At 69.3% G+C, this 12,206-nt stretch carries 14 protein-coding genes; 6 read left to right on the forward strand and 8 right to left on the reverse strand.

The features are described 5' to 3' along the window. Positions 1–163: 163 nt before the first annotated feature. Positions 164–745 carry a PPA1309 family protein gene (locus ACL03I_RS27500; protein WP_355079943.1) on the forward strand — a complete coding sequence of 194 codons (582 nt, stop codon included), beginning with the start codon at positions 164–166 and terminating at the stop codon, positions 743–745. Between the two features lie 152 nt (positions 746–897). Here the strand turns inward: ACL03I_RS27500 and ACL03I_RS27505 are convergent, their stop codons facing one another. Continuing rightward, the gene (locus tag ACL03I_RS27505; RefSeq protein WP_412807298.1) at positions 898–1,923 is read right to left on the reverse strand and encodes a YlbL family protein; all 1,026 of its coding nucleotides are present in this window, start codon (positions 1,921–1,923) and stop codon (positions 898–900) included. Between the two features lie 127 nt (positions 1,924–2,050). Between ACL03I_RS27505 and ACL03I_RS27510 the strand changes: the two genes are divergently transcribed. The 4 genes from ACL03I_RS27510 (at position 2,051) to ACL03I_RS27525 (ending at position 6,127) form a co-directional block, all read left to right on the forward strand. Beyond that, positions 2,051–3,463 carry a zinc-dependent metalloprotease gene (locus tag ACL03I_RS27510; protein WP_355079947.1) on the forward strand — a complete coding sequence of 471 codons (1,413 nt, stop codon included), beginning with the start codon at positions 2,051–2,053 and terminating at the stop codon, positions 3,461–3,463. Between the two features lie 85 nt (positions 3,464–3,548). Then, the gene (locus ACL03I_RS27515; RefSeq protein ID WP_356960793.1) at positions 3,549–4,424 is read left to right on the forward strand and encodes a hypothetical protein; all 876 of its coding nucleotides are present in this window, start codon (positions 3,549–3,551) and stop codon (positions 4,422–4,424) included. Then, positions 4,424–4,603, forward strand: a complete 180-nt coding sequence (locus ACL03I_RS27520; protein WP_412807299.1) for a hypothetical protein — start codon at positions 4,424–4,426, stop codon at positions 4,601–4,603. The genes ACL03I_RS27515 and ACL03I_RS27520 overlap by 1 nt, the downstream gene beginning before the upstream one ends. Before the next feature lie 180 nt (positions 4,604–4,783). Next, a complete protein-coding gene (locus ACL03I_RS27525) occupies positions 4,784–6,127 on the forward strand; it encodes an ABC1 kinase family protein (protein WP_355079951.1) in 1,344 nt (447 codons plus the stop codon). Positions 6,128–6,338: 211 nt separating this feature from the next. Here the strand turns inward: ACL03I_RS27525 and ACL03I_RS27530 are convergent, their stop codons facing one another. The 6 genes from ACL03I_RS27530 to ACL03I_RS27555 form a co-directional block, all read right to left on the reverse strand. Beyond that, positions 6,339–6,662 (reverse strand): WhiB family transcriptional regulator, encoded by a 324-nt coding sequence (locus tag ACL03I_RS27530; RefSeq protein ID WP_379256123.1) that lies wholly within the window; start codon positions 6,660–6,662, stop codon positions 6,339–6,341. A 136-nt stretch (positions 6,663–6,798) separates the two neighbouring features. Then, entirely contained in the window at positions 6,799–7,137 is a 339-nt protein-coding gene (locus tag ACL03I_RS27535; RefSeq protein WP_355079953.1) for a hypothetical protein, read from the reverse strand. 113 nt (positions 7,138–7,250) lie between these two features. Next, complete coding sequence (locus ACL03I_RS27540; RefSeq protein ID WP_356960790.1) at positions 7,251–9,398, reverse strand: ATP-dependent DNA helicase UvrD2; 2,148 nt, start codon at positions 9,396–9,398, stop codon at positions 7,251–7,253. A gap of 160 nt (positions 9,399–9,558) precedes the next feature. After that, on the reverse strand, positions 9,559–10,026 hold the full coding sequence (locus tag ACL03I_RS27545) for a MarR family winged helix-turn-helix transcriptional regulator (RefSeq protein ID WP_355079957.1): 468 nt from the start codon (positions 10,024–10,026) through the stop codon (positions 9,559–9,561). A gap of 9 nt (positions 10,027–10,035) precedes the next feature. Beyond that, entirely contained in the window at positions 10,036–10,479 is a 444-nt protein-coding gene (locus ACL03I_RS27550) for an EVE domain-containing protein (protein WP_412807300.1), read from the reverse strand. Continuing rightward, on the reverse strand, positions 10,476–10,898 hold the full coding sequence (locus ACL03I_RS27555; RefSeq protein ID WP_355079961.1) for an SRPBCC family protein: 423 nt from the start codon (positions 10,896–10,898) through the stop codon (positions 10,476–10,478). Before ACL03I_RS27555 ends, ACL03I_RS27550 begins: the two co-directional genes overlap by 4 nt. A gap of 117 nt (positions 10,899–11,015) precedes the next feature. Between ACL03I_RS27555 and ACL03I_RS27560 the strand changes: the two genes are divergently transcribed. Then, positions 11,016–11,246: a mycoredoxin gene (locus tag ACL03I_RS27560; RefSeq protein WP_379256129.1), complete on the forward strand. Its 231-nt coding sequence runs from the start codon at positions 11,016–11,018 to the stop codon at positions 11,244–11,246. Between the two features lie 37 nt (positions 11,247–11,283). Here the strand turns inward: ACL03I_RS27560 and nudC are convergent, their stop codons facing one another. Further along, positions 11,284–12,189, reverse strand: coding sequence for an NAD(+) diphosphatase (gene nudC / locus ACL03I_RS27565; RefSeq protein WP_355079965.1), 906 nt, complete (start codon positions 12,187–12,189; stop codon positions 11,284–11,286). Between the last annotated feature and the right edge of the window lie 17 nt (positions 12,190–12,206).

Genomic DNA, 12,206 nt, shown 5'->3' on the forward strand with positions numbered 1-12,206 from the left:
CGATGCGCCGCAGTCCGATGTTGCGGGTGGTCCTTCCGGACCGTCTCGGCCCACTCTACGGAAATCGGACACCATGCAGCTGGCAGGGTTGCGCTTGCCGCGCCGGGGAACCGATCGCCCGGGTTTCCGGCTGTCCGCGCCTGCGGTTTGATTGGATGTTCGCGTGACCCCAGACCTGCACGCCGAACTCGTCCTTGCCCGATCCGTCCGGGAGGTGGCGGAATTCGTCGATGCCGAGGGGTGGGGCCGTCCCCCGCAGATGTTCGCCCTGGTGCCGACCGCGGATCTGGTCGCGGCGCAGCCGGAACTGGAGGATCAGCTCGACGAGGGCGACGAGCTGACGCCGGTCGCCCAGGAAGCTTTCCCGGACGACATCACCGGCGGCTCGATCGCCCTGGACGAATTCCTGGCCACCACCAGTTGGCCCCCCGCCGTCCGCGGTTGCGTGCTGGTGCAGGAGATCGTGGTGCTCCCTCCGGACGCCGAATCGACGCTCGACGACGCGCTCGCCCCGCTGCTGGCCGACCACGATGCCGCCGACGCGGCCGCGCGCGCCGCCGCCGAGGCGCACCCGGAGCGCCGGGAGGCCCGGTTGTTCGCCGCGGTGCTGCGCGACGGCGCGTCGCTGTGCCTGTTGCAGCTGCGCCCCGCGGACGACGCGGACGATTTCGGCGACCTCGACCTGCGCACCTACCCCAATCTGGCGCCGAACCTCGTCGAAGCGCTGCATCACACCCTGGAGTGAAGCGCTGACGCTCCGGTGCGGCGCTGCGCGGCCCGATCGCGGTTCAACGGCCGGGCGCGCGGCGTTCTTCGGTCGGGATCACCAGCCGCTGCGCGGTCCGGGCGAGTCGCGCGGCTTCCGTCGCGGGTTGTCGACCGACCGAGCGATCCAGCTCACCCGCAGCCGACCGGTTCCTTGCCGGTGTTGATCTCGTTGAGCGACTGCACCGCGCCGGTGAGGGTCTCGACGCGCACCAGCCGCAGGCCGTCGGGAGTCCGCTGTTTGGCCTCGTCGCAGTTGGCGGCGGGGACCATGAAGGTCTCCGCGCCCGCGTCCCGCGCGGCCATCATCTTGTACTGGATGCCGCCGATCGGCCCCACCTTGCCGTCCTGATCGATGGTTCCGGTGCCCGCGACGAACTTGCCGCCGTCCAGTTCGCCGGGGGTGAGCTTGTCGATCAGGGCCAGGCTGAACATCAGACCCGCCGAGGGGCCTCCGATGTCGGCGAGATTGAACGCGACCTCGAGCGGCGGCCGGGCGCCCTCGCCCGGCGTCACGCCGAGGTAGCCCTTGGCCGGGTCGCCGGGGCGGGCGCCGAGCACGATCGACGCGGTCTGCTCGGCGTTGTCGCGCCGGAAAACCACGGTGAGCGTGCTGCCGGGCGCCTGGGACGAGACCGCGGTCACGACATCCTTGGGGGTCGTCATCGGCGTGCCGTTGATGCTGATCAGCTCGTCACCCGCGCGCAGCGCGTCGTGGGCGGGCCCGTCGTCGGACACCTTGCGCAGCAGCACGACCGTGGGCAGGTTCAGGTAGTGCAGGGCGGCGACCTCGGCGTTGCCCTCCGAGTCCTTGAAGTCCTCTTGGTTGGACTTGTCGATCTCCTCGCGCGACACGCCGGGCGGGTAGACCTCCGAGCGCGGCACCAGGCCGTGCTTGCCGCTGGCCCAGAAGCCGAACGCCTCGAAGATGCTCAGCCCGTCGCGCACCGACACCGTGGTCATGTTGAGATGACCCGTGGTCGGATCGATCTCGGTGCCCCGCACAGCGACGACGTCCTTGCCGTCCACCGTGCCGAGGGTGTTGAAGGTGGGGCCGGGCCCGAGTGCGACGAACGGCACAGTCAGTACGCTGCCGACGACACCGAGCACGAGCACCGGGATCAGTGCGGCCACCAGGGTGAGGATCCGACGATTCACCTGGACCACAGTAATGACAGCCCGCGGCGTGAGTGGGCGGAGGCGGTCATTTCGCCCGGGCGCGCCGCCTCCGGTTTCGCGCCGCGCGAACACAGGGACGCTGTGCTACACGCGTAACGTGAAGAGCATGAACGACCTCCCCTTCGGATTCTCGAACCGCGACGACGACGATCGCAAGCGCGGTGACGAGCCGAGCGGTCCCGGCCCGAACGACCCGTTCGGTTTCGGTATCGGTGGGTCCGGCGCGGGCGGGTTCGACCCGGCGCAACTCGGCCAGATGCTGACCTCGCTCGGCCAGATGCTCAGCGGCATGGGACAACCGGGCTCGGCGCAGGCCGGGCCGGTGAACTACGACGTCGCCAAGCGGCTGGCCCGCCAGCAGCTCGGCCCGACCGTCGCCCCGGTGAGCTCGGGCGCCGCGAGCGCGGTGACCGACGCCGCGCACCTCGCCGAACTCTGGCTCGACGGCGCGACCACCCTGCCCGCGGGCGCCGCCAAGACGGTCGCGTGGACCGCCAACGACTGGATCGAGCAGACCCTGCCCACCTGGCAGCGGCTGTGCGACCCGGTCGCCGAGCAGATTTCGGGCATGTGGACCGCGGCGCTGCCGGAAGAGGCCAGGCAGTTCGCCGCGCCGATGGTCGGCATGCTTGGCCAGATGGGCGGCCTGGCCTTCGGATCGCAGCTCGGCCAAGCGCTCGGCCAGCTCGCCAAAGAGGTACTGACCTCCACCGACATCGGCCTTCCGCTCGGCCCCACCGGCACCGCGGCGCTACTGCCCGCGGCGATCTCGGAGTTCAGTGCCGGACTGGAGCAGCCGGAAAGCGAGATCCTGGTGTTCCTCGCCGCGCGTGAGGCCGCCCACCAGCGGCTGTTCGCGCACGTGCCGTGGCTGCGTCAGCAGGTGCTCGGCGCGGTCGAGGACTACGCGCGCGGCATCCGGATGGACTTCTCCGCGATGGAGCAGGCCGCGCAGAACATCGACCCGATGTCGCTGACCGATCCGTCGAAGCTCGAGGAGATCTTGGCCCAGGGCACGTTCGAGCCGCAGACCACGCCCGAGCAGAAGCAGGCGCTGGAACGGCTGGAAACGCTGCTGGCGCTCATCGAGGGCTGGGTGCAGGTGGTCGTCGCCGACGCCGTGGGCGACCGCTTGCCCGGCGCGGGCGCGCTGGCGGAGACGCTGCGCAGGCGGCGCGCCACCGGCGGTCCCGCGGAACAGACCTTCGCCACGCTGGTCGGGCTGGAGTTGCGTCCGCGCAAGCTGCGCGAGGCGGCGGCGCTGTGGCGCAGGCTCACCAGCGACGCGGGCATGACCGCCCGCGACCGCGTGTGGGCGCACCCGGACCTGCTGCCGGATTCCGACGACCTGGACTCCCCCGCCGGTTTCATCGACTCGGTCATCGGCGGCGGCGCCACCGTCTTCGACGACCCGCTGGCGCAATTGGCCGAAACCGAGGCTCGTGAGCGAGCAGCACGCGAGCAAAAGGACGACGACACCGGCCCCGACCTGGGCAAAGAAGGCGGCGAATCCTCCTGATTCAGGCTGTGGATGACGCGAAATCCTGTGGATAACCAAGGATTTCGCCACGGGCCGCACCCCGCAGGGTTCGCATACTGATGACATGACAACGATGTGTCGTGGTCCTCGATTGCGTCCGCGGGTTACCGTCCTGGTCCGCCCTACCGGCGTCGTCCAACTCGGTTGCGATCCGGAAACCGCCGTGGTGCTCGATCCGGAAGGCATGGACGCCGAGACCGTCGTCACCTTCCTCCGCCTGCTCGACGGTCTGCGCACCAAGCCGCAGATCATCTGGCGCGCCGGAGAATGCGGTATCGATGCCGAACGCGCCGTGGCATTGCTCACGCTGGTCGACGAAGCCGGACTGCTGGACCACCCGGAGGACCGGGCCGGTCACGTGCGAACAGTGCGAGTACACGGCCTCGGGCCGCTGTCGGACGCGGTGTCGGCCGGCTTGCGGGCGCTCGGTATGCGGCCGAGCCGTTCCCGGGACTACCCCACCGGTACGGCGACGGCGCGGTCCTGGGGAGTGGACCTCGTGGTGCTCGCCGACACGCTGATGCCCGACCCCCGACTGGTGAGTGATCTAGTGCTGCACCAGATCCCGCATCTTTCACTGCGCATCCGCGACAGCAAGGGCGTCATCGGTCCCTTGGTGTTGCCGGGCGTCACCAGCTGCCTGCGCTGCGCGGACCTGATCCGCGCACGGAACGACACCGACTGGCCACACCTGGCGGCCCAACTACTCGGCCGCATCGGCCACGCCTCCCCCGCCGGAATCGCCGCCACCACGGCAATCGCCCTCGCCGAACTCGAAACGATCATCGACTGCTCGCCCCGACGAACCCCCGCCACCTTGAACGCGACGCTGGAACTGGACTTGGACTCCCACACCCTCGATCGCCGCCGATGGGACCGCCATCCCGACTGCGGGTGCGTGCACCTTTCCGCAGCGCACGGCGTCGGAATACCGCCGTGATGCCTCCACCCAGGAACTCATCTGGCGACCGCGAGCACGAACCGCATCGGTCCATCCCACCGACGGCGACGTCGGTCACTGACTCCGCACCGTGGGCGTGGCGGGCGCGGGACAAGATCACCTTCGCCGCGCTGGACTGGCGGCCGGATACCTCGCTGAAGCTGATCTGCCCTGGATGAGCCCCGCCATCCCGAACGCGACTCTCGAACTGAATTCGGATTCACACCCTCGGTCGGCGCGGACGCGACCGGTACCCCGCATGCATGTGCGCACTCGTTTCCGCAGGTCATGGGCACTGAAGCCGATGGTGATCAAGATTGCCGTGGCCGACCGGCCGGTCCGTCCGCCATGATGGGTACGTGTCTGAGATCGTGCGCCGTCGCTCGTCCCGCAACGCCAAGTTGGCCAAGATTCCACTCGGCATAGCCGGGCGAGCGGCCGTGGGGTTCGGCAAGAAGCTCGCCGGAGGCGACAAGTCGGAGATCAACGCGCAGCTCAATCAGAAGGCCGCGGAGCAGCTGTTCACGGTGCTCGGCGAGCTCAAGGGCGGCGCGATGAAGTTCGGGCAGGCGCTCAGCGTGATGGAGGCCGCGGTCCCCGAGGAGTTCGGCGAGCACTATCGCGAGGCGCTCACCAAGCTGCAGGCCGCCGCGCCGCCGATGCCGGCCGCGACCGTCCACCGCGTGCTCGACCAGCAGCTCGGCACCCAGTGGCGGACCCGCTTCCGTGAGTTCGACGACGCCCCGGCCGCGTCGGCCAGCATCGGGCAGGTGCACCGGGCGGTGTGGTCGGACGGGCGCACCGTCGCGGTGAAGGTGCAGTACCCCGGCGCCGACGAGGCGCTGCGCGCCGATCTCAAGACCCTGTCTCGCATGTCCGGTCTGGTCGCTTCCGTGATCCCCGGCGCGGACGTGAAGCCGATTCTCGCCGAGATCACCGAGCGCACCGAAGAGGAGCTGGACTACCGCAACGAAGCCGCCAACCAGCGCGCATTCGCCAAGGGCTTCGACGGGCACGCCGAGATCGTGGTGCCGAAGGTGGTGGCGAGCGCGCCGAAGGTGATCGTCACCGAATGGCTGGACGGCGTCCCCGTCTCCACGATCATCAAGCAGGGCGCCGAGGATCCGGAGGGCACCCGTGCGCTGCGCAATCGCGTCGCGGGGCTGATGGGCCGGTTCCACTTCTCCTCCCCGGAGGTGGTCGGACTCCTGCACGCCGACCCGCACCCGGGCAATTTCATGATGCTGCCCGACGGCAAGTTGGCGGTGATCGATTTCGGAGCCTGCGCACCGATGCCGGACGGTTTCCCCCCGGTGCTGGGCCGAATGCTGGCCCTCGCGGTCGAGGAGCGATTCGCCGAACTCACCGAACTGCTGTACGACCACGGCTGGGTGATCCCCGGCCGAGTGGTCACCCACCAGGAGATCGCCGACTACCTGCGGCCGTTCACCGACCCGATCCAGGCCGACTCGTTCCACTTCACCCGCAGGTGGATGCAGCGGGTCGCGGGCAAGGCTTCGGAGATCTCCAGCCCGGAGATGAAAACCGCACGCGCACTGCAACTTCCGGCGCAATACGTGATGATCTTCCGGGTACTCGGCGGCTCCGTCGGCATCCTGGCGCAACTCGACGCCGAACTGCCGTTCATGCAATTGGTCCGCACCTGGATGCCCGGCTTCACCGAGGAACGCACCGCCTCCTGAGCTGAACCCCCTCGAACTCGGTCGAAGCGATAGCTCACGCCGAGACTTGCCGGGGCCGCGAACACGCAGCGCCGCAGGCGCTGCAAAGCAGACCAGCCGCCCACCAGACAACGGTGGGCGGCTGGTCTGCTTTCTCGTTCGTTGGCTCGGCCCGTGCCGGGACCGACCGAATCGAGCACATCGACCGGAGGGAGGGAAGTCACTCCCCGGCTCATGCCGGGACCGCGACCTTGCGCGGACGACCACGGGGACGCTTGCGGGCGATCACGACACCCTGGTCGAAGATCTCACCGCCCCAAACACCCCATGGCTCACCACGATCCATGGCGGCGCTCAGGCAGCCTTTGCGGATCGGGCAGGTCGCGCACAGCGCCTTGGCCTGCTCCAACTGGACCGGGCTCTCGGCGAACCAGAGGTCCGGGTCTCCAGCGCGGCAGGGCAGGACCTTGGTGATCTCCTGGGTCCGAGTAGGCGACGCCACAGTTCGGCATGTCACGTCAGTAGTGGCCTGCGGCCAACTCTGTGCGGTGAACACGTCGTTCTCCTTCAGCTCGTTTGCAGCGGTTCGTTTGTTGTGGCGAAACCGGTGCCGGTCGGCTGAAGGGCCGGAGAATACTGGCCACGGTTTCGCTGTCTTGCGATCCGTGGCCAGGAGGTCGGGGAGGAGTTCCCTACCTAGGTCGACATCTGTGTCGAGTCCTGTTCACGGTCGCTGGGTGTGCGGTGCGGAGGCGTGCTGCCCGCGGATCCGCCGGCTCGAAGCCGACTTCATCCGCGAAGACACCGACTGCTGCCTCGACAGCCGTCGGGTGCCAGCCCGCGCTGGGCTTGCCCTGAATCTGGGTGCGGTTCGACGCATGCATGGCAAGGCAATTCACTTGCGTGCCGGACATGCCGAACGCACCGATTCCGGACAGACCGATCCCCTGCAAGGCGAGGATCCCCCGGGAGGCCGCCATGGGCGCATAGACCGCAACGCCACTGGCGCCGAAGTTCATGATGTTGTCCATTGCTCTGCCTCCCTCCTGTACTCGTTGTGTGTCGGTAACTGTGCGCGCCGAGATGCCCTCCCGGTGCGTGAAATCCACCATAGGCAAGATCGTCGAGCGGGACAACCTATTTTCTACCTGCGGTTTTGTGATGTGGATCGAAGCCGGGACGCCACGATCGCGAGCACATCTGCGCCGAACTGGTCGATCTTCTTCGCACCGATGCCCGCGATCGCGGCCAGCGCGGCGTCGTCGGCGGGCTGTTGTTCGGCGATCGCGGTGAGCGTGGTGTCGGTGAACACGACGAATTCGCGCACCCGCAGCGCCTCCGCCTTCTCCGCACGCCAGTCCCGCAGTGCGGCAAGCAATTCCGCGTCCAGCTCGGCCGGGCAACGGCGGCAGCGGCCGAGCATGGTCGCGTAGGTGCCGATCAGCGGTTTCGCGCAGACCCGGCAGGTCGGGCGGACACCGTTCGGGGCCGACGGCGGTGCCGCGATCCGCGAGGCGGGCGAATCATCCGGCACGAGACCGTTGAGGAAGCGCGAACGCCGCCTGCTGCGCCTGCCGCCCTCGTTCCTGGCCAGCGCCCAGGACAGCCGCAGATGTTCGCGCGCCCTGGTGACCCCGACGTAGAGCAGCCGCCGTTCCTCCTCGAGCGCCGCCTCGTCGGCGACGGAGCCGTCGTCGGCGAGGACGTGCGCGATCGGCATGGTTCCGTCCGACAGCCCGACGAGGAACACCGCGTCCCACTCCAACCCCTTGGCGGCGTGCAGGGAGGCCAGCGTGACGCCCTGCACCGTGGGTGGATGCCTGGCCTCGGCGCGAGTCGCGAGCTCGCGCAGCAGCCCGGTGAGGTCGAGCCGGTCGTCGTGGCCGACGAGTTCCTCGGTCAGCCGCACCAGCGCGACCAGCGAGGTCCAACGTTCACGCGCCTGGGCGCCCGCGGGTTCCGTGGCGGTAAGGCCGAGCGGCGCGAGCACCGCGCGGACCAGCGAGACCAGGGAGTTGCCGCTGCGCGCCTGGTCGGGCAGGTCGTCGCGGGCGGCGGCTTGCCGCAGTGCCTGCACGGCCTGCCTGACCTCGGCGCGCGCGAAGAAGCCCTCGCCGCCGCGCACCTGGTAGGGGATACCGCGCTCGGTGAGCGCCTGCTCGTAGCTCTCCGAGTGGGCGTTGATCCGATAGAGCACGGCGATCTCGGCGGTCGGTGTGCCCGCCGCGACGAGCCGGCCGATCGCCTCGGCCACCGCCGCGGCCTCCGCCGGCGCGTCGTCGTATTCGGCGAACACCGGCTCGGGCCCGTCGGCGCGCTGGCCGATCAGTTGCAGCCTGGTACCCGCGATGCGCCCGCGCGCCGCTCCGATCACCCGATTGGCCAGCGACACCACCTGCGGAGTCGACCGATAGTCGCGTTCCAGCCGGACCACGGTGGCGTCGGGGAAGCGCCGGGAGAAGTCCAGCAGGTAGCTCGGCGTGGCGCCGGTGAACGAATAGATGGTCTGGTTGGCGTCGCCGACGACGGTCAGGTCGTCGCGGTCGCCGAGCCAAGCATCGAGCACGCGCTGTTGCAGCGGGGTGACGTCCTGGTACTCGTCGACGACGAAACTGCGGTAGCGGCCGCGGAATTCGTCGGCCACCGCCGGATAGTCCTCCAGCGCTGCGGCCGTATGCAGCAGCAGGTCGTCGAAATCCAGCAGCAGCCCGTCCGGCGTCGCCTTGAGCTTCTCGTAACCCGCGTAGACGTCCGCGACACGCAGTGCCTCGTAGGGCGTCTCGCGCCGCTGCTTCGCGACCGCCGCCGTGTAATCCTCCGGAGCGATGAGCGAGGCTTTCGCCCACTCGATTTCGCTCAGCAGGTCGCGCACGCTGTCAGTGGCCGTGGACAGCCCGGCCTGGTGCGCCGCCTGCGCGACGATCGGGAATTTCGCATCGATCAGCCGCCACGGCACGTCGCCGACGATCTGCGGCCAGAAGTACTTCAGCTGCCGCAACGCCGCCGCGTGGAACGTCCGCGCCTGCACCTGGGTCGCTTCCCCGCCGAGACCGAGGGCCCGCAGCCGGGTCCGCAGTTCCCCAGCGGCCCGAGCGGTGAACGTCACCGCGAGCACCTGATCGGCTTTGACGTGCCCCTGCGCGATCTGATGCGCGATGCGATAGGTGATGGTCCTGGTCTTTCCGGTGCCCGCGCCCGCGAGCACGCACACCGGGCCGCGCGGTGCTCGCACGGCGGCGGCCTGCTCGGGATCGAGGTCTGCGAGGTCGAGAGCGGGCACGCGATCCATCATGACAGCGCCCACCGACACACAACCGGTCGCGGTCGGGAGCAGCCGCTCGCGAGCAGACCGGCACCGAGGCAAGAGACGGCATCGGCGCGGTAGCCGTGCGCCGCACGCGACCGCCCGTTGTACGCCTCGTCGCCGCTTCGGGCGGCCGGGCGCGTGGCGTTCAGCGGTCGCTCAGCAACCGCAGGGAACGAGCGAAGGGGGCGCTGTCTTGCGAGCCGAGCGGCGCGAAGAACTCCGCGTCGCATTCCTCCACCGCGACGATGGCCCGGTTCACCAGCGCCACGCCCGCTTCGGTGGCGACCAGGGCCTTCGCCCGGCGGTCGCTGGGGTGGTCGCGGCGTTCGATCAGACCCTTCTGCGCCAGGGCGCGCAACACCTGAGAAGTCATCATCGGATCGGTGGCGGCGTATTCCGCCAGGTCACGCTGCCGGACCGGATCTTCGCGGCCGGCGGCGAGGTAGGTGAGCGAAGCCAGCAGCACGAATTGCACGTGGGTCAGGTCGAAGGGAGCGAGCGCCGCCCGCTGTGCCGCCTGCCAGCGGTTGGTCACTTGCCACAGCAACAGTCCGGGACTTTCCTCTGCCGCGCGAAATCTGGAACGCAGTCCGCCGTCCCCCGCCTCGTGCATCGGCCTCCCTCACTCGTCGGTCATCTCCCGCGCGATCTGCGCGTAGTCGTGCGGGCTGAGTTCTATCAGGCCACGACGCAGGATCATCCCCCAGTTCGGCACGCTGGTGAGGTCCAGTTCGTCACGCAGCGTATCGATCGGCGCCTCCCGCGCTTCGGCTCGGTAGCTGACCGAACGGCGCCACGGCCGGAAGCAACCGCCGTCCTGCGGGTCGGCCTGCCAGGCCGGGTGGTCGTCGATGGTGCCGATCGCGGTGAACGAGCGCACCGGCGCTCCGGCCCGCATGCCCTCGCGCGGCGAGTAGTACACCAATCCGTCGCCCGGCCGCATGCGTTCCACCGCAGCGCGCTTGCCGTGGTTCGCCTGGGCGATGCCCAGCTCGACACCGCGCCGGACATGTTCCCTGGACACGACGGCAAGCCAGTACTTCGTGCTCGAACCGGTAGCACTCATGCCGGGACCCCCTCGGCGACGGCCACCAGTGCGTCCAGGTCGGGCTGCACGGATTTCGCCAAGTCGGCGCCCAGGATCTTGGTCCACAACAAGCGCAGCGGTCCGTCGATCGAGACCGTGACGGTGACCGTGGTGCGGTTTTCCGCGACGGCGACCTCGTGGGCGAAGGTGAGCCGCGCGCCGAACAGCTTCGAGACGTCGACGAACTCGCGATCGGTCAGACGCGCGACGACGAACCGGATCTTCGGGCCGCCTTTCGGCCGCAACGTCCCGGTGGCGCCCTCGGCGAACGGTCCGTCCAAGCGCACCCACTCGGTGTCGGTGTTCCACTCCGGCCAGGTGGCCATGTCGGCCCAGCGGGCGAAGAAGGCGGTCGGCGGCGCACTGGAGGTGGCCTGCGCGGTGGCGATGATCGTCATGCATTTAGTATGCGCGCATACTAAATGCCGCGCAAGTCGGGATATCGTTCGAGTTGGAACAGTGCGCGGACGTCCGGCGTTGCAGTGTCCGTGACTGACGCGAACCCCACCCTGACGATGTACTCGACCACCTGGTGCGGCTACTGCCGCAGGCTCAAGAAGCAGCTGGACGAGGCGGGCATCGGCTACGTCGAGATCGATATCGAGCAAGACCCGGCGTCGGCCGAATTCGTCGGCAGCGTGAACGGGGGCAACCACGTCGTGCCCACCGTGAAGTTCGCCGACGGTTCCACCGCGACGAACCCGTCGCTGGCGGCAGTCAAGCAGGTCCTCGCCGGTCTGTCCTGATCAGCCGCCGCGCGCGGGTCGCATCGGCCCGCGCGCGCTAGTCGATCGCGGCCCAGGATTCGATGATCGTGCGCGCGATCGAGATCGAGCCGGGCAGCAGCAACCGGGCGCCCCCGTCCCGATTCGACCAGTCGCCCACCGCCAACGCTTCGCGCACCTGTGCGCGGGTGAACCAGTCGGCCTCGGCGATCTCACCATCGGTGAAGGTCAGCGGCTGTGTGGGGTCGGCCACCGCGGCGAACCCGAGCATCAGCGAGCGCGGGAACGGCCACGGCTGGCTGCCCAGGTAGGTGATCTCGCGCACGTCGAGGCCGACTTCCTCGCGCATCTCGCGCTCCACGCAGCGCTCCAGCGACTCGCCCGCCTCGACGAACCCGGCCAGCAGCGAGAACAGCGACTTCGGCCAGCTGGCCTGGCGGGCGAGCAGCACCCGCTCCCCACCGTCGTGGATCAGGCAGATCACCGCCGGATCGATGCGCGGGAACTCCTCGTAACCGCTCTCGGTGACGCGCGACCAGCCCGCCTTGGCCGACATGGTGACGGTGCCGTCCGCGCCGTGGAACCCCGCCTTGTCGTGCCAGTTCAGCAACGCGATCGCGGTCGAGAGCAACGCGGCGGTGCGGTCGTCGACGGCGCCGCCGGCCAGCGCGCGCAGGTCGGTCAGCGCGCCCTCCAGCTCCGGATCACGCACCGCCCACAGATGGACGCCCTCCTCTACACCGAGGAACACCGCGTCCGGGCTCGGCTCGGCGGAGAACTCCACGGCCGGGTCCAGGATCAGGGCGCTTTCGTCGAGGCGCACCTGCCCGCGGCGGTTGATCCGCAGGAGCCTGGCCTCGGCCCAGCCCTCCTTCAGGGCCTGGGCATCACCTCGGATGTGCTCGGCCCTGTCGACGACAGAACGGGAGAGCAACGGAACGCTATTGAGCTGAAATGCCGACACGGTTCGAGACTATCGCC

It is taken from the genome of Nocardia sichangensis (assembly GCF_047200615.1).
GTDB classification, from domain to species: domain Bacteria; phylum Actinomycetota; class Actinomycetes; order Mycobacteriales; family Mycobacteriaceae; genus Nocardia; species Nocardia sichangensis.